The organism is Stenotrophomonas sp. SbOxS2 (genome assembly GCF_013416715.1).
Classification (GTDB): Bacteria; Pseudomonadota; Gammaproteobacteria; order Xanthomonadales; family Xanthomonadaceae; genus Stenotrophomonas; species Stenotrophomonas lactitubi.
Map to the genome: position 1 here is coordinate 826,834 of NZ_JAAVXD010000007.1, position 18,138 is coordinate 844,971.

The 18,138-nt window shown below is 67.8% G+C and carries 17 protein-coding genes; 14 read left to right on the forward strand and 3 right to left on the reverse strand.

What is annotated here, in order from left to right; genetic code table 11:
- Positions 1-61 precede the first annotated feature (61 nt).
- Positions 62-2,857 carry a glycoside hydrolase family 3 C-terminal domain-containing protein gene (locus HFK18_RS18380; protein ID WP_180167359.1) on the reverse strand — a complete coding sequence of 932 codons (2,796 nt, stop codon included), beginning with the start codon at positions 2,855-2,857 and terminating at the stop codon, positions 62-64.
- A gap of 336 nt (positions 2,858-3,193) precedes the next feature.
- Between HFK18_RS18380 and HFK18_RS18385 the strand changes: the two genes are divergently transcribed.
- Positions 3,194-3,628 (forward strand): VOC family protein, encoded by a 435-nt coding sequence (locus tag HFK18_RS18385; protein ID WP_180167360.1) that lies wholly within the window; start codon positions 3,194-3,196, stop codon positions 3,626-3,628.
- 124 nt (positions 3,629-3,752) lie between these two features.
- Positions 3,753-4,457 carry an AraC family transcriptional regulator gene (locus tag HFK18_RS18390; protein ID WP_180167471.1) on the forward strand — a complete coding sequence of 235 codons (705 nt, stop codon included), beginning with the start codon at positions 3,753-3,755 and terminating at the stop codon, positions 4,455-4,457.
- 8 nt (positions 4,458-4,465) lie between these two features.
- Here the strand turns inward: HFK18_RS18390 and HFK18_RS18395 are convergent, their stop codons facing one another.
- The gene (locus HFK18_RS18395; RefSeq protein WP_240196437.1) at positions 4,466-5,344 is read right to left on the reverse strand and encodes a sterol desaturase family protein; all 879 of its coding nucleotides are present in this window, start codon (positions 5,342-5,344) and stop codon (positions 4,466-4,468) included.
- A gap of 106 nt (positions 5,345-5,450) precedes the next feature.
- Between HFK18_RS18395 and HFK18_RS18400 the strand changes: the two genes are divergently transcribed.
- From HFK18_RS18400 to HFK18_RS18430, 7 genes are all read left to right on the forward strand, one after another.
- Positions 5,451-5,975, forward strand: a complete 525-nt coding sequence (locus HFK18_RS18400; RefSeq protein WP_218946794.1) for a LysR family transcriptional regulator — start codon at positions 5,451-5,453, stop codon at positions 5,973-5,975.
- 92 nt (positions 5,976-6,067) lie between these two features.
- Complete coding sequence (locus tag HFK18_RS18405) at positions 6,068-6,718, forward strand: DsbA family protein (RefSeq protein WP_180167363.1); 651 nt, start codon at positions 6,068-6,070, stop codon at positions 6,716-6,718.
- Positions 6,719-6,754: 36 nt separating this feature from the next.
- Positions 6,755-7,762, forward strand: coding sequence for a cyclase family protein (locus tag HFK18_RS18410; RefSeq protein ID WP_180167364.1), 1,008 nt, complete (start codon positions 6,755-6,757; stop codon positions 7,760-7,762).
- A 315-nt stretch (positions 7,763-8,077) separates the two neighbouring features.
- On the forward strand, positions 8,078-8,692 hold the full coding sequence (gene imuA / locus HFK18_RS18415) for a translesion DNA synthesis-associated protein ImuA (RefSeq protein ID WP_180167365.1): 615 nt from the start codon (positions 8,078-8,080) through the stop codon (positions 8,690-8,692).
- A gap of 9 nt (positions 8,693-8,701) precedes the next feature.
- Positions 8,702-10,111 (forward strand): DNA polymerase Y family protein, encoded by a 1,410-nt coding sequence (locus tag HFK18_RS18420; protein ID WP_180167366.1) that lies wholly within the window; start codon positions 8,702-8,704, stop codon positions 10,109-10,111.
- A 5-nt stretch (positions 10,112-10,116) separates the two neighbouring features.
- Entirely contained in the window at positions 10,117-13,227 is a 3,111-nt protein-coding gene (locus tag HFK18_RS18425; protein ID WP_180167367.1) for an error-prone DNA polymerase, read from the forward strand.
- A gap of 82 nt (positions 13,228-13,309) precedes the next feature.
- Positions 13,310-13,816, forward strand: a complete 507-nt coding sequence (locus HFK18_RS18430; RefSeq protein WP_108265455.1) for a hypothetical protein — start codon at positions 13,310-13,312, stop codon at positions 13,814-13,816.
- Positions 13,817-13,826: 10 nt separating this feature from the next.
- Here the strand turns inward: HFK18_RS18430 and ptsJ are convergent, their stop codons facing one another.
- Positions 13,827-15,110 carry a transcriptional regulator PtsJ gene (gene ptsJ / locus HFK18_RS18435; RefSeq protein ID WP_180167368.1) on the reverse strand — a complete coding sequence of 428 codons (1,284 nt, stop codon included), beginning with the start codon at positions 15,108-15,110 and terminating at the stop codon, positions 13,827-13,829.
- A gap of 75 nt (positions 15,111-15,185) precedes the next feature.
- Here ptsJ and HFK18_RS18440 point away from each other — a divergent pair, with 75 nt between their 5' ends.
- The 5 genes from HFK18_RS18440 (at position 15,186) to HFK18_RS18460 (ending at position 18,012) form a co-directional block, all read left to right on the forward strand.
- Entirely contained in the window at positions 15,186-15,959 is a 774-nt protein-coding gene (locus tag HFK18_RS18440) for a YggS family pyridoxal phosphate-dependent enzyme (protein ID WP_180167369.1), read from the forward strand.
- Positions 15,956-16,669, forward strand: coding sequence for a glutamine amidotransferase (locus tag HFK18_RS18445; RefSeq protein ID WP_180167370.1), 714 nt, complete (start codon positions 15,956-15,958; stop codon positions 16,667-16,669). Before HFK18_RS18440 ends, HFK18_RS18445 begins: the two co-directional genes overlap by 4 nt.
- A complete protein-coding gene (locus HFK18_RS18450; RefSeq protein ID WP_032975245.1) occupies positions 16,654-16,878 on the forward strand; it encodes a hypothetical protein in 225 nt (74 codons plus the stop codon). Before HFK18_RS18445 ends, HFK18_RS18450 begins: the two co-directional genes overlap by 16 nt.
- 70 nt (positions 16,879-16,948) lie before the next feature.
- Positions 16,949-17,476: a hypothetical protein gene (locus HFK18_RS18455; RefSeq protein ID WP_180167371.1), complete on the forward strand. Its 528-nt coding sequence runs from the start codon at positions 16,949-16,951 to the stop codon at positions 17,474-17,476.
- Positions 17,473-18,012 (forward strand): hypothetical protein, encoded by a 540-nt coding sequence (locus HFK18_RS18460; RefSeq protein WP_180167372.1) that lies wholly within the window; start codon positions 17,473-17,475, stop codon positions 18,010-18,012. The genes HFK18_RS18455 and HFK18_RS18460 overlap by 4 nt, the downstream gene beginning before the upstream one ends.
- Positions 18,013-18,138 lie beyond the last annotated feature (126 nt).

Consider the following 18,138-nt stretch of genomic DNA (forward strand, 5'->3'; position numbering starts at 1 on the left):
CCCCGTAAACAAACACGGCCCCTTGCGGGGCCGTGTCTTCAAGCATCAGGACCGCGCCGTATCAGCGCAGCACCTGCTCCACCAGCTGCACGTCCACGCTCTGCAGCGGCTCGGCAGCATTGCGCGACAGCTGCACCTGGTAGGTGCCGCCCTCGATCTTCCACTGGCGGGCCTGCGCATCGTAGTGAGCCAGGGTCTTCGGCTCGGCTTCGATGCGGATGCGGCGCTGCTCGCCCGGCTGCAGCTCGACCTTGTCGTAGCCGATCAAGCGGATCGGCGTGGTGCTGCCGGCCGGCAGCTTCAGGTACAGCTGGGCCACGTCGGCGCCAGCGCGCTTGCCGGTATTGCGGATGTCGACGCTGGCGACCAGACGCGAGCCTTCCACGCTCACCTTCAGGTTTTCATAGGCGAACGAGGTGTAGGACAGGCCGTGGCCGAACGCGAAGGTCGGGGTCAGGCCCTTGGCTGCCATCCACTTGTAGCCGACGTTGGCGCCTTCGATATCGAAATCGAACACATCGCCGAACGGCTTGGCCGGCTTGAAGCCGAGGCCATCGATGTGCGGACGCGGCAGCTGCGATTCGTCCACCACCCAGGTCACCGGCAGACGACCGGACGGATTGGCCTGGCCGGTCAGCAGGGCGGCAATGCCTTCACCGCCGCGGATGCCCGGGTACCAGGCCTGCAGCACCGCCGGTACCTGCGCCAGCCACGGCGTGCGCACCGGGCCGTTGGTCTCCAGCACCAGCACGGTCTTCGGGTTGGCCTTGGCCACCGCCGAAATCAGCGCGTCCTGGTTGTCCGGCAACTGCATGTCCGGCAGGTCCACCGATTCGGCGGCCCACTGGGTAGCAAACACGATGGCCACATCCGCCTGTGCGGCAGCCTTGGCCGCAGCGGCAGCATTGGTGCCGTCCACATAGGTGATGGTGGCATCCGGACGCGCGGCACGCAGCGATTCCAACGGCGAGGACGGGTGGAAGATCACCGGGCCCGGCCAGGTGGTCGGCAGCACGCCCGGCACCGCATTGGTGCCCTTGGCAGTAACGCCCACCATCGACGAACCACCGCCACCGATCACGCCCTTGTCGGCATGGCCACCGATGATGACGATGCGCTTGGCGCTGTCGGCCAGCGGCAGCAGGCTGCCTTCATTGCGCAGCAGCACGCTGCCTTCTTCCACCGTGCGCTGGGCCACGGCGAAGCCGGCTTCTGCGTCGACCTTCTGGTGCTGCGGCGGATTGTCGAAGTTGCCGTGCAGGAACATCGTGCGCAGGATGCGCGCCACCATGTCGTTCAGGCGCGCCTGCGGTACCACGCCGCCGTGCACGGCCAGACGCAGCGGCTCATCGAAGAACACCGCCGCATCGAACACTTCACCGGCCGACTGCTGGTCCAGCCCGGCCAGCGCCGCCTTCGAACCGCTGTGCACACCACCCCAGTCGGACATCACGAAACCGGGGAATTTCCACTCCTGCTTCAGCACCTGGTTCATCAGGTAGCCGTTCTCGCAGCCGTAGGTGCCATTGATCTTGTTGTAGGAACACATCGCAACGCCCGGACGACCGGCTTCCAGCGCGATCTCGAACGCCAGCAGATCCGATTCGTGCATGGCCTGTTCGCCGATGCGCACGTCGTGGAAGTTGCGGCGGGTCTCCATGTCGTTCAGCGCGAAGTGCTTCATCGAGGAGATCACGTGCTGGCTCTGCACGCCCTGGATCAGCGCGCCGACCATCGAACCGGCCAGCAGCGGGTCTTCACCGGCGTATTCGAAGTTGCGGCCGTTGCGCGGGTCACGCTGCAGGTTGACGCTGCCGGACAGCAGGATGTTGAAGCGCTGCTGCCAGGCTTCGCGGCCCATCGTTGCGCCACCGGCAAAGGCAACACCCCGGTTCCAGGTGGACGCCGTGGACGGGCCCGACGGCATCGCCGTGGCGAAATCACCCGGGCGGATACCACCCGGATTGGTCACGCCCACGCCGGCGTCGGCCGACTGCTGCGACGGAATGCCCAAGCGCGCCACGCCCGGTACGAAACCGGCCGAGCCCACCGCGCCTTCCGGCAGCTTGCCGCCATCCTTGCCCAGCCCGAAGTAGCTGTGCAGCATCTGGAACTTCTCGTCCTCGGTCATCGCCTTCAGCAGCAGCGCAGCACGCGCATCGGCAGTGAGGGTGGTGTCCATCCACGGCTGCTCGCCGCCCTTGTCGGCGGCATAGGCCAGGGTCAGCAGGGTCGCGCGCAGCGTGCTGCCTTCCACCTTGAACGGCGCACTGCTGGCAGCCTGGAAACCATCGCTGAAATAGCTGGCATCGGCTTCCAGGGCCACGCGTGCCGGGTCGAAGCCGGCGGCCTTGGCCGATTCACCGGCTACCGCACCGAGCAGCACCGCCGGCGCGCCGAGCCGCGAACGCGACACCAGCGCCGGCAACTGCGCAGCACCGGCGCCCGCATCGGTGTAGACCGCCACCGCATGGCGGCCGTCATCCAGGCGCAGGTAGTTCAGGCCCGGCTGGTCCGGGCCGGATTCGGCGGCGATCGGCAGCCGGGTCAACACGGCCTGGCCGTGCTGGGTCTGGCCATCGTCCTTGCCGGCGGCGATGAAGCGGTACTGGTAGCCCAGGCCATCGGCCAGCAGCTGCAGCGGGTCGACCTGGCCGATGCCGCGCTGTACCTGGCGAACGCTGACCGCGTCCACCTGCAGGGTCTTCAACTGGGCAGCCAGGGCCGGCATCGTGTCCGCTGTCGGCGCCTGCTCCAGGGTCAGCACGGTGAAGGCGGCGGAGTCGGCCCAGGCCGGAGTGGCCAGTGCGGCAGACAGGGCCAGGGACAGGGTGAGCGGCTTTGTAAACGTTTTCATCGGCGGGCGTAATTCCGTTGCCAAGGCAATCGGTCCAGGGAAAGTGCCGCCGAAGGGTGCAGCGTCATGCCGCGTATGCGTTGCCGGGCAACGCCTTGCAGGCCAGAGGACGGGCCGGTCTGCGCGCGGGACCCTCCTCCCGTGCGTGACAACCTGCCTGTCCGGGCCGCGCAGGGCGACCCATCATGTGAAGAGTGTGCGAGGGCGTTCATCGCTGTCAACAGGACCTAAGTCACAGGCGCCACCTGCGCTATGGTTATCAGCCCATCACCGGCGGTCATCAACGGGCTGCACGACGCTGCCGATAATGGATCTCCCCGGCGACGAATCGAGCCCATGACCGTACATCGCGACTTCGACCATCTCTGGCGCGACCGCTGTGACACCTCCAGCCAGCGCAGCCCGCGCGTGCTGATCCGGGTATTCGTCGCCCCCGGCGAGCTGGAACGCAGCGTGGCTTTCTACGAGCAGCTGCAGGGTGTAGTCGCCGATGCCGGCTTTCCGTTTCCCGAGGCGGGCCTGCGGCTGGCGATGGTCGGTGCGTTCCTGCTGATCGAAGGCTGCGACAAGGCGCTGGCGCCCTTCACGTCGACCACGGGCACGTTGCTGGTCGACGACGTCCGGCCGTATCACGACAAGCTGGTGGCCGCTGGCGCCGAGATCATCTTCCCGCTGCAGGTAGTGCCCACCGGCGCGGCGTTCAATGCGGTGCATCCCGATGGCACCGTGGTCGAGTACGTGCACCATCGGCCGGACCCGCAGGGGCGCTGAGGCGGCGCGCCCCACCTCAGTAGATCCACGCCATGCGTGGATGCCTTGCACCCGGAGACATGCGGCACCATGACCGCTATCCACGCATGGCGTGGATCTACTGCTCTACCTGCGCCATCCACGCATGGCGTGGATCTACAATTCCCCCATGTCCTCCCCCGCTCTGCCCTGGAATGGCACCCTGCTGCTGGATGCACACGTTGCCGTGCTGCACGGCCACGCCGGTGACAGCGCTGCGCATGCGCACTACGCCCATCAACTACTGCTGAGCGACGGCGCGCCCTGGCAGGTCGAGATCGATGGCGCGCGGCAGCAGGGCCAGCGGTTATGGCTGCCCTCCTTCCAGCCACACGCGATCCTGTCGGCTCCCACGGACGGCTGCACGGTGTTCCTCGAACCGGCGCATGCCGACCTCGAACAGATCCAGCAGCATCTGCAGTCGTTGCCAGGCAATGCCGCGCAACTGCACGAGTGGCTGCCACGGCTGAGCCGCCCGCAACCCCTGGACCGTCGCGTGCAGGCGGCGCTGGCCCGCATCACCCAGCACCTGCCCGGCCCGGTGCCGGCCGCCGATATCGCCGAGGCCGCGCATCTGTCGACCAGCCAGCTGCATCGGCGCTTCCAGTCCGACTTGGCCGTGACCCTGCGCGGCTGGGTGCTGTGGCAACGGCTGCGCAGCGCACTGGCGCATCATCTGCGCGGGCACAGCCTGACCGACAGCGCGCATGCCGCCGGTTTCGCCGACCTGCCCCACCTCTCGCGCAGCCTGCGCCGCATGTTCGGCATCGGCGCCGCGCAACTGCAGGGCCTGCAGCTGCACGCGGCCTGACTCCCCGATCAACCGCGCCTGCGCAGACCTTCCGGAAGCTCCGGCACATCACCATGCGGCAGCTCGCGGAAGGGCGCCAGCAGTTGTGCGGAATACGCCTGCGGATAGTCCGGCTGGCTGCCGATGCCCAGATCACGCTGCCCCAGCCGATAGCCCGGCGCATCGAACGCCGTTCCCAGCAGGTGGTCCCACACGGTCAGGAACAAGCCGAAGTTGACGTCGCCCGCAGTGCCATAGCGGATGTGGTGGAAGCGATGCAGCGGCGCCCATGCCATCACCCTGCCCAGCACACCCGGTCGCATGTCCACGTTGGAATGCTGCAGCAACAACTGGATCGCAATGGCAAACGCCAGCACTGCGGCCACCGGCATCGGCATTCCCAGCAACAGCAGCGGCAATACGCCACCCACTGCTTCGGCGGCCTGGTGCAGCGGGTGTTTCATCAATCCATTGAAACCGTACATGCGGGTCACGCTGTGATGCACCGCATGCAGCCGCCACAACCAGCCGATGCGGTGGCTGGCGTAGTGGACCAGGGTGATGCCAAGGTCAGCCGCGATGATCGCCACCAGCACCTGCAGCGCGAATGGCCACTGCGTCGGCCAGATGTGCCAGGGCACGATCACCGCCAGCAGCGGCACCGTGGCGATCGACAGCAGGTTCAGGCTTTCATTGACCAGCGCATGCAGGACGTCACGCAGGCGATCGCCATGGTCGTGGTTGAACGCCGGGTCGTATGGCCACATCCGCTCGGCAGCGAACGACACCGCGATGGCCACAGCCAGCAAGGCAAGCAGCCACAGCGGATCACCGTGATGGTGACCGACCCAGCCGATGGCGGCAGCAACAAAACCCAGCAGGAACAACGGGGCATACAGGCGGAGCATCCAGTGCTTCATGGGCAACCCGGGAAGTGAGGGGCCTGCATGTTGGCGGGGCGTACAGGTGGTCGGCTTGAACAAACGGCGCAATCCCCGCGTCGTCCATCCACGCATGGCGTGGATCTACAATGGCGGCCTCATCGCGGCCGGGACCGGCATGGACTCCTTCACCTTGATGCGCGCCTTCCGCCGCATCGTCGAACGCGGCAGCCTGGCCCGTGCCGCCGAAGACCTGGGCCTGTCGCCAGCCGGGCTGAGCAAGCAGCTGCGCACGCTGGAAACGCATCTTGGCGTAGTACTGCTGCAGCGGACCACCCGCCGCATGAGCCTGACCGAAACCGGCCATGCCTATTACCGCGAATGCTGCCGCCTGCTCGATGAGCTGGACGCCCTGGAGCGCGGCATCGCCCAGCAGCGCGGTGAAGTGAGCGGACGCCTGCGCGTCAATGCACCGCAGTCGCTGGCCGCACCGGCACTGGCCTGCGGCGAGCTGCAGCAGGTGCTGCCCGACCATCGCTATCCGCCGCGGTTCGTCTACGCGGTCTACCCCACCGCGCGCCACCTGCAACCGAAGGTACGCACCTTCATCGATTTCCTGCACGCCGAGCTGCCCGCCTGCGCCGGCCTGGATTCGTAACCGCCAGCGAAAACTGAGCTGCCCGCCGCGTGCTGTTTCGGCCCGGCGGCGACACCTACTCTGCCGCCTCCCCTCTCACGGACGGCAGGCCGATGATCGCCTTTCCTTCACTGACCACCACTGCACCGGTGGTCGATTTCTTCCATGACGTGGTCTGCGGCTGGTGCTTCGTGCTGGCCCCGCGCCTGCAGCAGGTCTCGGCCGAACTCGGCATCCAGGTCCGCCACCGCAGCTTCGTGCTTCAGGACTCGCGCGAACAGATGATCGAGGTGTTCGGCTCGATGCCGCGCGCCAAGGCCATCATCCTGCGCCACTGGGCCGACTGCGCCGCGCATGACGACAGCGCGCGCATCGACATCGACGGCATGCGCGCACAGGACTTCGAGTATCCGTCCGGCTGGCTCGGCGCACTGGCCTGCCAGGCCGCCGGCATGCTCGGCGGCAACGACGCGCACGGCGCGATGTTCGATGCCGTGCAGTGGTCACACCTGCACCAGCACCGCAACATCGGCGACGCCGAAGTGCTGCTCGATATCGCCGAACACCTGGGTCATCGGCGTGGCGTCTTCGCCGACCGGATGCGCAGCGATGAGGTGCGCCAGCGCGTGCAGGCCGACCGCGCTGAAGCTGCCGCGCTCGGCATCCGCTCCATTCCCACCGTCATCACCGGCAACGGTCTGCGCCTGCAGACCCTGCCGCTGCCGCAACTGCGCCAGGCCCTGGCGCCGCTGGTCGTGGCCTGAGCCGCGCCGTTCCCCCACCCTGAAAGGAGATTTCCCATGACCCCACGTACCCTGGGCACCGCCCTGGCCCTGCTGCTGGCCGGCGCCGCCGTCAGCATTCCCGTATCCGCACACGAACGCGTTCCTTCCGGCCAGCAGGTCGGCACCAGCCCCTGGGGGCCGAAGGACGAGATCGGCCGCCTCAACCTGATCACCGAGGCATCGCGCGCGGCGATCCTGTCGCGGGTCAGCGGCGGCAAAGCCTACGATCTGGCAACCGAGTACTACGTCGGCATGCCCAGCTGGCAGGATGCCGGCGACCCGCACTACCAGTTCTGGATGACCCACACCCCGCGCGGCACGGTGATGGACGACCCGATGGGCGTGGGCGAGACGATGAACCTCACCCGCAGCTACACCGGCACCGCGTTCTCGATGTACAGCCATACCGGTACCCACATCGATGCGCTGAATCACTTCGGCATCCATGGAAAGATCTGGAATGGCTTCGAGGCCGACAAGCACCTCGGCGACCGCGGCTGGAACGTCACCGGCATCGAGAAATTCCCGCCGCTGATCGCCCGTGGCGTGCTGATCGACGTGGCCGGCGCCAAGGGCATGGACATGCTGCCGGACAGCTACCGCGTCACCCGCCAGGACCTGAAGGATGCGCTGGCGCGCCAGCACGTGCAGTTGCAGCAGGGCGACATCGTGCTGATCCGCACCGGTCGCATGCGCCTGTTCGAACAGCCCAAGGCGTACATGGCCAACCCGCCGGGCATGGGCCTGGATGCGGCGCGTTTCCTGGTCGAGGACAGCGGCGCGATGATCGTCGGCGCCGACAACCTCAGCTTCGAGACCTTCCCCTCCGAAGTGTCCGACGACTACGTGCCGCTGCACACCTACCTGTTGGCGCAGCAGGGCGCGCCGATCATCGAACTGGTGGCGCTGGATGATCTGGCCCGTGACAAGGTCTACGAGTTCGCCTTCATCGGTGGCCCGCTGAAGATCCGCGGTGGCGACGCCGCCCCGCTGCGCCCGGTGGCCCTGCCGGTCCGCCCATGACCCGATAGCGCCGGGCCAGGGTCCGGGGTGCCGGCCTTGGTCGGCACCGCATTTCCCCCATCCACGCATGGCGTGGATCTACTGCGGCCAAGCCAGCCACTTCCCGGTAGATCCACGCCATGCGTGGATGCTTTACCTCCTTCAGCAAGCTGAAACCCCACCCTCCGATTTCATTAGTAATATTACTCATAAGCCGAGTAGCATGTCCGGTCTCAGCCCCTGATACCGGCCTGTCGATACTCGCTCCATGCCTGCCGCTTCCGCCCACTTCTGTCGCTTCCCGCCAGCCCGGCGCCTCCCTCGGAGGACCGGCTGATGGGCGCCGTCGTCGCCCTCGACCGCCTGCTGGATGGCCGCCAGGTCTGGCGCGGGCCGGCACGCCAGGGGCAGGCCAGCGACCATCTGGCCAGTGGCCACCCGGCGCTGGACGCGCGCCTGCCCGGCGGTGGCTGGCCGGCCAGCGGGCTGTGTGAAGTGCTGCAGGCCGCCCCCGGGGTCGGCGAACTGGCCCTGATCTGGCCGGCGCTGGCAAAGCTGAGCCAGCGCGAACGGCCGATCGTGCTGGTCGCCCCGCCCTACCACCCGCATGCCCCCGCATGGGCCGCCGCCGGGCTCGACCTGGCCCAGCTGCAGATCATCCACGCCACACCAAAGCAGGCCCTGTGGGCGACCGAGCAGTGCCTGCGCTCTGCTGCCTGCGCCGCCGTGCTGTGCTGGCCGCAGCAGGCCGACGATCGCGCCCTGCGTCGCCTGCAGGTTGCTGCCGACAGCGGCCAGTGCCTGGGTTTCGTGTTCCGCGAGGCACGCGCCGCCCGCAACCCCTCCCCGGCCAGCCTGCGCCTGCAGCTCGACCACGGCCAGGTGCGGGTGTTGAAGTGCCGCGGCGGGCTGCCACCGGCGCAGCCGTTGCCGCTGGCCATCGCCCACTGAGGCCGCACCATGCACTGGGCCTGCCTGTTGTTGCCGCAGCTGGCGCTGGACAGCGTGCTGCGCCTGCAGCCCGATCCGCAGCGGCCGCTGGTGCTGCTGCAGGGGCCGGCGCAGCGTCGTGTGCTGCGTGCGGTCAGCCCTGCCGCGCGGGCAGCGGGGCTGCGCCCGGGCATGCTGCTGTCGGCCGCGCAGGTGCTGGTGCAGGACCTGCAGCTGCATGACTACGATCCCAGCGCCGAACAGCACACCCGGCAGTTGCTGGCCAGCTGGCTGTATGCCACCAGTTCGCTGGTCAGCCTCGATTTTCCGCATGCGCTGGTGCTGGAAATCGGTGCCAGCCGTGCCCTGTTCGGCGATTGGCTGACGATCGAACAACGCCTGCGCAACGGCCTGCATGAACTCGGCTTCCGTCATCGCCTGGTCGCCGCTCCCAACCCGCATGCCGCGCGCGTGCTGGCCAATGTGCACGATGGCCTGGGCATCGACGCGCAGCAACTGCCCGCCGCACTGGCGCAGCTGCCACTGGCACGCAGTGGCCTGCCCGTTGATGCGGTGACCGTGCTGGCACGCTCCGGCCTGCGCACGCTGGGCGCGGCCTTCGATCTGCCACGCGAAAGCCTGGCCCGCCGCTTCGCCCCCGAGGTGCTGCAGCAGCTGGATGCCGTGCGCGGCCTGGGCAGCGCGCCGTTGCGCTATTACCAGCCGCCGGACCGGTTCGATGCGCGCATCGAATTCGAATACGAGATCGAATCCAGCCAGGCCCTGCTGTTCCCGCTGCGGCGCCTGCTGCTGGACCTGGCCGCGTTCCTGTGTTCGCGCGATGGCGGCGTGCAGCGTTTCGACCTGCATTTCGAACACGACCTGCTGCCAGCCAGCGTGCTGACCATCGGCCTGCTGGCCCCCGAACGCGATGCGGCGCTGCTGTTCGAGATCGCGCGCAACCGCATGGAAGCCTTCGCCCTGCCCGCCGGCAGCCGTGCGTTGCGCCTGCAGGCCGAGCAGCTGCCGCCGTTCGTGCCGGCCGCGCGTGATCTGTTCGATACCCGCCCGGCGCAGGCGATGCCATGGACCCAGCTGCGCGAGCGCCTGCGTGCGCGGCTGGGCGATGACGCCGTGCAGCCACTGGCGGTGCAGGCCGACCACCGCCCCGAACGTGCCAGCGGCACCCAGCCATCGGCCAAGGCACCGGCTTACTGGCCGCTGCGTCCCGGCTGGCTGCTGGACACGCCGCAGCCGCTGCGCGATCCGCGCCTGCGCATCGTCGCCGGGCCGGAGCGGATCGAATCGGGCTGGTGGGACCAGGCCGACGCACGCCGCGACTATTACGTGGTGGAAACCGCGCAGGGCCAGCGTGGTTGGGCCTTCCGCACGCGCAATGATCCGCATGCACCGTGGATGCTGCACGGCTGGTTCGGTTGATCCCCATGCACACCGACCTGCCCGGGTACGCCGAGCTGCATTGCCTGTCGGCCTTCAGTTTCCAGCGTGGCGCCTCCATCGCCGAGGAGCTGTTCGCACGCGCTGCCGGACAGGGCTATCGCGCACTGGCGATCACCGACGAGTGCTCGTTGGCCGGCATCGTGCGCGCCTGGCAGGCGGCGAAGACACACGGCGTGGCGCTGATCGTCGGCGCCGAATTCCAGGTTGAAGACGGGCCGAAGCTGGCCCTGCTGTGCACCGACCAGGCGGCCTATGCCGGGCTGTGCCAGCTGATCACCACCTGCCGGCGACGAGCGGCCAAGGGCGAATACCGCTGCCTGCGCGAGGACCTGCATGGACTCCCCGAGGGCCTGCTGTGCCTGTGGCTGGACCGGCAACCGGCGGCCACCGAACTGGAACTGCTGCGCCATTGTTTTCCGCAACGCCTGTGGCTGGCGGTGGAGCTGCATCACGAACACGACGACACGCGCCGGCTGCACCAACTGCAGGCCTTCGGCGAACGCCACCAGCTGCCGCTGGTCGCCAGTGGCGACGTGCACATGCACGTGCGTCGGCGCCGCGCCCTGCAGGACACGCTGACTGCGATCCGCCACCGCTGCAGCGTGGCCGAGGCCGGCTGGCGGCTGTTTGCCAATGGCGAGCGCCATCTGCGCCCACGCACCGCACTTGCCCAGCTGTATCCGCCCGAACTGCTGGCTGAAACCCTGCGCATCGCCGAACGCTGCCACTTCACCCTGGACCAGCTGAAATACACCTACCCGCGCGAACTGGTACCCGAAGGCCACGACCCGGACAGCTGGCTGCGCGCTTTGGTCGAGAAAAATATTCCCTGGCGTTGGCCAAAGGGCATCGAGCCCGCGCAACGTGAGCAGATCGAACACGAGCTGGACCTGATCGCGAAGAAACAGTACGCGTCCTACTTCCTCACCGTGCAGGACATCGTAGGTTTCGCGCGCAGCCAGGGCATTCTGTGTCAGGGGCGCGGTTCGGCGGCCAATTCGGCGGTGTGTTTCGTACTGGGCGTGACCGAGATCGACCCGGCGCGCAGCAACCTGCTGTTCGAGCGCTTCATCTCCGCCGAGCGTGATGAACCACCGGACATCGACATCGACTTCGAGCACGAGCGCCGCGAGGAAGTGCTGCAGTACGTGTTCAACCGCTATGGCCGCGAGCGTGCCGCGTTGACTGCGGTGGCGATCAGCTACCGTGGGCGCAGCGCGATCCGCGATGTCGCCCGTGCGCTGGGCCTGCCGATGGACCAGGTCAACGAACTGGGCGCGGCGATGGACCATTGGGGCGGCAACATTCCGCTGCCGGAAACCCTGCGCGAGCGCGGTTTCGATCCGGAAACACCGTTGATGCGCCGGTTGCTGGCATTGACCGCCGAGCTGATCGATTTTCCGCGCCACCTGTCGCAGCATCCGGGCGGCTTCGTGATTTCCGAACACCCGCTGTCGACGCTGGTACCGGTGGAAAACGCGGCGATGGCCGACCGCACCGTCATCCAGTGGGACAAGGACGACCTGGACGCCACCGGCCTGATGAAGGTCGACTGCCTGGCGCTGGGCATGCTCACCGCCATCCGCAAATGCCTGGCGATGCTGCAGCAGCATGGCCTGCATGCAGGGCGGATGGATGCCATTCCCTCCAAAGATGCCAGGACCTACGACATGATCTGCGCCGCCGACACCATCGGCGTGTTCCAGATCGAATCGCGTGCACAGATGGCGATGCTGCCCCGCATGCAACCGCGCAATTTCTATGACCTGGTGATCGAGGTGGCGATCGTGCGCCCCGGCCCGATCCAGGGCGACATGGTCCATCCTTACCTTGAGCGGCGGCGGATCCTGCGCGAACAAGGCCCGGATGCGTTGAACGACCCGGACAACCCGCTGTATCCAGCGCGACTGGAACGCGTGTTCGCGCGCACTCTGGGCGTGCCCTTGTTCCAGGAACAGGTGATGCAGCTGGCGGTGGATGCGGCCAACTACACCGCCGGTGAAGCCGATGCCCTGCGCCGTTCGATGGCCGCCTGGAAGCGTCGTGGCGGCCTGGAGCCGCACCGCGAAAAGCTGCTGACCGGCATGTTGGAAAACGGCTTCAGCCTGGAATATGGCGAACACCTGTTCGAGCAGATCAAGGGCTTCGGTGATTACGGTTTTCCGGAAAGCCACGCCGCCAGCTTCGCCCTGCTCACCTATGCCAGCTGCTGGCTGAAGTGCCATCACCCGGCAGCGTTCGCCGCCAGCCTGATCAACAGCCAGCCGCTGGGCTTCTACAGCCCCGACCAGCTGCTGCAGGATGCGCGCCGGCATGGCATCACGGTACTGCCGGTGGACGTGCGCCACAGCGACTGGGACTGCACGCTGGACTTCAGCAAAGGCGCGGCGGCAATCCGCCTCGGCCTGCGCCTGGTCGATGGCTGCAGCGAACCGGCCGCGCAGGCCATCATGCGCGAACGCGCGCGGCGCCCATTCGACGATGTCGGCGACCTCTGCCAGCGCACCGCACTGGATCGCCGCCAGCAGGGCCTGCTTGCCGATGCCGGCGCCCTGCGCGGCCTCAGCGGCCATCGCCACCGTGCACGCTGGGATATCTCCGGCGTGGAGAACCGCCTGCCGTTGTTCGACCAGGCCCGCGCCACCGCCGAAGCACGCGTGGCCCTGCCCCTGCCCAGCGCCTGGGAAGACATGCAGGCCGATTACCGCAGCACCGGCACCACCCTCGGCCGCCATCCGATATCATTCCTGCGCGCGCAGCTGCGAACCCGTGGCTGCCTGGATGCCGCGCAACTGGCCAACCACGGCCATGGCCGGCGCGTGCGCATCGCCGGCCTGGTACGCATGCGCCAGCGCCCGCAGACCGCCAGCGGCGTCACCTTCCTTACCCTGGAAGATGAAACCGGCATGGTCAACGCGGTGGTCTGGCGACATCTGGCCGACCGCCAGCACCACATCCTGGTAGACACCCAGCTGATGCAGATCGACGGCCGACTGGAACGCGTGGATGGCGTGCAGCATGTGATCGTGCAGCGCATGCACTGCCTGGACGAACTGCTGCAGGGACTGCGCAGCCACAGCCGCGACTTCCATTGACGATACACATCGTCACACAACGAACTGGCCACGACCGACCGGATTCCGCTATCGTCGGCCACGTCCAAGGAAGGAATACACAATGGCGCGTGCCCTGACCCTGACCACCCTGGTGGTCGCCATACTTGCGTTGCTCGTGTCCGGCTGGACCGCCTGGAACCTGCATCGCAGCCAGTCACCGCAACGCGTGATCGAAGCGCGCGGCCTGATCATCCACGATGCCAGCGGCCAGCCGCGGGTGATCCTCGGTGCACCGGTCCCCGATCCCCTCAGCCAGGGCCGCCCGCAGGGGCCGCGTGCCACCGCCTTGTCCGGCGTGATCCTGCTCGGCCCCGATGGTTCCGAGCGCGGCGGCTACGGCACCAGCGACCGGGGTGGCGAAGCCCTGCTGACCCTTGACGATGCGACCGGCACCACCGAAGTCTTCAAAGTGGTCGCCAACCCGGACCGCGGCGCCAGCCTGATGGTCAAGCACCAGAACAACACCGGCGCCATGCTGAGTTCCTGGCAGGGCAAGCCGGAGCTGGTGTTCCTCGACGACAGCGGCCAGTCCTACTACGTGCGCCCCGGCGCCAGCGCCGCGCCCTGAGCGCACACCTTCAACGCATCACCGCCGACAGGTCATCGGCCAACCGACGCTGCTGCTGCGGGCCGAGTGCTGCACAGGTGATGCGCAGCCCATGCGCCGGTGCAGACACGGCAAAGACTTCCCCCCCACGCACATGCCAGCCACGCGCCGCCAACGCCAGCACCTGCGGTGTGCTGTCGGCCGGCAGGGGCAGCCACAGATTCAAGCCTTCCATCGGCATGGGTGTCGGCAGCCCACGCGCCTGCAACAGCGCCTGCAGACCCTGCAGCCGCTGCTGGTAGCGTTCACCGGCCGCTGCGACCTTCGCTCGTTGCTGCGCCGACTCCAGCACCGCACTGACCGCATCCTGCAACAGATGGCTGACCCAGCCGGTGCCCGCCGCCAGCCGCAGACGCAGGCGCGCCGCGGTCTGCTCATCGCAGGCCAGCCAGGCCACGCGCAGGTCCGGGCCCAACGCCTTGGACAACGAACGCAGCAACGCCCACCGCCGACCATCCATCGGCAACACCGAGTGATAGGCCCGTTGCGAGAGCAGCGCGTAGTGATCGTCGATCAGCACCGCGACCTGCGGATAGCCGGCCAGCAACTGGCGCAGCGCACGTGCACGCTTCGCGTCCAGGCTGGCACCAGTAGGATTGTGTGCGCGCGGGGTCAGCAGCACCGCGCGTGCACCTGCATCCAACGCCTGCCGCAATGATTCCACCTGCATGCCGTGCGCATCCACCGCCACCGGCAGCGGCGCGTGTCCGGCCGCACCGAGGACATTGAGGCTGCCCAGGAAACAGGGATCCTCCACTGCGATGCGGTCCCCCGGCAGCAGCCACGCCGACAACAGACGCTCGATGCCATCGACCGCGCCATGGGTCAGTTCCAGCGCATAGTCCGGCGGGCAATCGGCATCCAGCGAAGCCCGTGCCAGGCGTTGCATGCGTGGATCGACCGTCTCCACTCCATACAGGCGCGAGGCCGCCGCGGCCACGCGCAGGCTGGGCAGGCAGCGCGGATCCGGATTGCCGCCGGCCAGGTCATGCAGGGCCAGCCCCGGCGCACTGCCCTCGCGCGCCATCGTCGCCGGCAGGCCGCGCACCACGGTGCCGCGACGCCCCGCCGTACTGGCCAGGCCCGCCGCGTCCAGCCGCTTGTAGGCGGCGGCCACGGTATTGCGGTTGACCCCCAGCTGATCGGCCAGCTCCCGCACCGGCGGCAGCACGCTGCCCGCCGCCAGATGGCCACAACCGATGCCCTCGCGGATGCTGTCGAAGATCGCCTCGGCGCTGCTCCCGGTGATTTTCATTTTGTCCTATGCCAAACTATCTCTTGTCCTGTGCCAGTGTATCCCACCCTGGCCACCCCGCACCGGAGGTGCCCCATGTCCCTCGCCCCCGCCGACTGGCCCGTCGCCCAGTCCGTCGAACAGATCGCCGCCAACCTGGCCACCGTGCGCCAGCGCATCGCCAGCGCCTGTGCCCGCGCCGGTCGTGATCCGGCCAGCGTGCGCCTGCTGCCGGTCAGCAAGACCGTCGATGAAGCGCGCATCCGCATGGCCGTAGCCGCCGGTTGCCACGAGCTGGGCGAAAACAAGGTGCAGGAGGCGCAGCGCAAGGCCGAGGCCATGGCCGACCTTGGCGTGCATTGGTCAGTCATCGGCCACCTGCAGACCAACAAGGCCCGCTACGTCGCACGCTTCGCCAGCGAGTTCCAGGCGCTGGACAGCCTGCGCGTGGCCGAGGCGCTGCAGCAGCGGCTGCTGCTGGAGGACCGCACGCTGGATGTGTTCGTACAGGTCAACACCTCGGCCGAGCCCAGCAAATACGGCCTGGAGCCGGCCGCGGTGGCCGACTTCGTGCAGCAGCTGCCCGCCTTCGACCGCCTGCGCGTGCGTGGCCTGATGACCCTGGCCATCTTCACCCCCGAGGTAGAACGCGTACGCGCCTGCTTCGTGCGCCTGCGCGAGCTGCGCGACCAGCTGCAGCAGACGGCGCCGGCTGGACTCGACCTGTCGCAGCTGTCGATGGGCATGTCCGGTGATTTTGAAGTCGCCATCGAGGAAGGCGCCACCGTCGTCCGTGTCGGACAAGCGATCTTCGGTGCACGCTCCACGCCCGACAGCTTCTACTGGCCCGTTCCGGGAGCACCGGCATGAAGCACGCTGTTGCTCTGCAGCACGTGGCCTTTGAAGATCTCGGCACCCTGCACCCGCTGCTGCTCGCACAAGGGTGGCAGGTGCAGGTCCTGCAGGCAGGCGTGGATGCACTCGATGCCGCCGAAGATGCCGATCTGCTGGTGGTGCTGGGTGGCCCGATCAGCGTCAACGATGGAGCCGCCTATCCGTTCCTCGCCGACAGCATCGCGCTGCTGCAGCGTCGACTGCAGCAGCAGCGACCGACGCTCGGCATCTGTCTCGGCGCCCAGTTGATGGCGCGCGCACTGCACACCGACGTCGCCCCCACCGGTGGCAAGGAAATTGGTTTCGCACCGCTGCTGCTCACCGACGAAGGCCAGCGCTCGCCATTGCAGGCATTGCAGGGCATCCCGGTGCTGCACTGGCATGGCGAAGCCTTCGAACTGCCGGTCGGCGCACGCCGCCTCGCCAGCACACCCGCCTGTCGCCACCAGGCCTTCGCCATCGGCCACCACGCCCTCGCCCTGCAATGCCATCCCGAACTGGACGCGCGCCAGTTCGAGCGCTGGCTGATCGGCCATGCGCTGGAACTGGCCGCGGCCGGCATCGATCCCATCGACCTGCGCGCGCAGGCCCGTCGCTATGGCGGGCCGCTGGCAGCCGCGGCGACCGCGATGTTCCATCAGTGGCTGCACGACCTGCCGGAGACCCGCCAATGCACTACCGCCTGACCATCCAGCACAACGGCATCCATTGGGGCCATGTCGACTGCGACGGTCCCAACGCGCTGCAACGCATCGATGCCATCGCCGCGCGCCTGCCCGCCGCCGAAGGCTTCACCCTGCAACGGCAGAAGGGCATCGGCGAGGAGCGCATCCTCTCCAGCACCGCCGATGGCCTGCGCGTGCTGGCCGCGCAGATCCAGTACCGCGATCTCTGACGATCGTCATGATCGTGCCGGCCAGCGGTCGGCACTACCCGGCGACCCACTCCCATGCGAAGCTTCACGCATGTTGAAACTGTCACGCGGCACCATCGACGGCCTGCGCATTGCCCCACGCTGGCCCGCGTCACAGGTCATCGTCGAGACCGAGGTTCTGCAGCGCCTGCTCGACGCGCAGGCCCTGCTGCCGTCCACGCTGCGTCTGCTGGTCACCCGCGGCTTCGAATGCAGCCAAGGACAGCTGGGCGGCTTCCGGCGCGTGGTCCGGCGGCTGGGCATCGCCGTGTTCCGCTGCTGCTATCGGCATCGCCATGATGAGATCGACGCCATCTTCGGCGCCAATGGCCACGATCTGGACGGGCGTCATGTGGATGTCTCGCTGGTCCTGCACGGCCAGCGCCTGCGCCTGCTTCCGCTGGGCGTGTTCACTCCACTGCGCTGGCAGCAGCAGCGCGTCAGCCGCCATGCCGACGCCGTTGCAGCGGCCAAGGATGCACTGCAGCGATGCGGCTTCGATCTGCACCCCAACGCCACGGAGAGCCTGCAGATCCACTGCGACTATCGCGGCATCACGCTGGCGGAACCGTCGCGTTGATCGACGTTCCCCGCGTGTTGCAGGCAACCTGCACCGACCTTCAGCAACGGCTGGGCCGGATCGACAACCTGTCGGGCAATGGTGAACGAAGCCTCATCATCGAAGGAGAACTGCTGCGGTTCCCTTATCGTATCTACGCCGACGCCACGGACCTGTTCCGGCTCGCATCCCAACTGCAGGGTGATACGCGCGCCCTCTGCCTCTGCCTGCTCTCGCGTCACTGCGACGGACATGTACGGCAACGTGCGATCGAGACGCTGGGGCCCTCGCCGATGCCCTGGGTGCATGCCTTCCAGCTGACCTTGCTGGGTGAGTACGTGGACGAGATCTCATCGGTCGTGGCGATCCAGGCGCAACAGACCGGCCTGCAGCGCTATGCCGCGCTCATTGGCGAGAACCGCGCCTTCGTCGACCTCTGCCGACAACGCGCCGCCAGCTACTGGAATGCTTACTACCGCGCCCGCTACTCCACCCTGCGCCTGTTCCCTGCCCACAGACTGCTGCTGCAGATGGCCAACGCTGCGCGCTCGCCGTAGCGCTCTCTGCACCCGCCAACGCCCATCCGCTCGGCACCCTGCCTCCTCGCCCATAGATGCAAATGATTCTCCTTTACTGTAAGGTAATGCCGCTGCCCTTGCCGCCGCGGGCTGTTCCCTTCCCCA

Coding starts and splice junctions, on each gene's coding strand:
- HFK18_RS18380 (WP_180167359.1), bottom strand. CDS start 2,857: ATGAAAACGTTTACAAAGCCGCTCACCCTGTCCCTGGCCCTGTCTGCC.
- HFK18_RS18385 (WP_180167360.1), top strand. CDS start 3,194: ATGACCGTACATCGCGACTTCGACCATCTCTGGCGCGACCGCTGTGAC.
- HFK18_RS18390 (WP_180167471.1), top strand. CDS start 3,753: ATGGCGTGGATCTACAATTCCCCCATGTCCTCCCCCGCTCTGCCCTGG.
- HFK18_RS18395 (WP_240196437.1), bottom strand. CDS start 5,344: ATGCTCCGCCTGTATGCCCCGTTGTTCCTGCTGGGTTTTGTTGCTGCC.
- HFK18_RS18400 (WP_218946794.1), top strand. CDS start 5,451: ATGGCGTGGATCTACAATGGCGGCCTCATCGCGGCCGGGACCGGCATG.
- HFK18_RS18405 (WP_180167363.1), top strand. CDS start 6,068: ATGATCGCCTTTCCTTCACTGACCACCACTGCACCGGTGGTCGATTTC.
- HFK18_RS18410 (WP_180167364.1), top strand. CDS start 6,755: ATGACCCCACGTACCCTGGGCACCGCCCTGGCCCTGCTGCTGGCCGGC.
- imuA (WP_180167365.1), top strand. CDS start 8,078: ATGGGCGCCGTCGTCGCCCTCGACCGCCTGCTGGATGGCCGCCAGGTC.
- HFK18_RS18420 (WP_180167366.1), top strand. CDS start 8,702: ATGCACTGGGCCTGCCTGTTGTTGCCGCAGCTGGCGCTGGACAGCGTG.
- HFK18_RS18425 (WP_180167367.1), top strand. CDS start 10,117: ATGCACACCGACCTGCCCGGGTACGCCGAGCTGCATTGCCTGTCGGCC.
- HFK18_RS18430 (WP_108265455.1), top strand. CDS start 13,310: ATGGCGCGTGCCCTGACCCTGACCACCCTGGTGGTCGCCATACTTGCG.
- ptsJ (WP_180167368.1), bottom strand. CDS start 15,110: ATGAAAATCACCGGGAGCAGCGCCGAGGCGATCTTCGACAGCATCCGC.
- HFK18_RS18440 (WP_180167369.1), top strand. CDS start 15,186: ATGTCCCTCGCCCCCGCCGACTGGCCCGTCGCCCAGTCCGTCGAACAG.
- HFK18_RS18445 (WP_180167370.1), top strand. CDS start 15,956: ATGAAGCACGCTGTTGCTCTGCAGCACGTGGCCTTTGAAGATCTCGGC.
- HFK18_RS18450 (WP_032975245.1), top strand. CDS start 16,654: ATGCACTACCGCCTGACCATCCAGCACAACGGCATCCATTGGGGCCAT.
- HFK18_RS18455 (WP_180167371.1), top strand. CDS start 16,949: ATGTTGAAACTGTCACGCGGCACCATCGACGGCCTGCGCATTGCCCCA.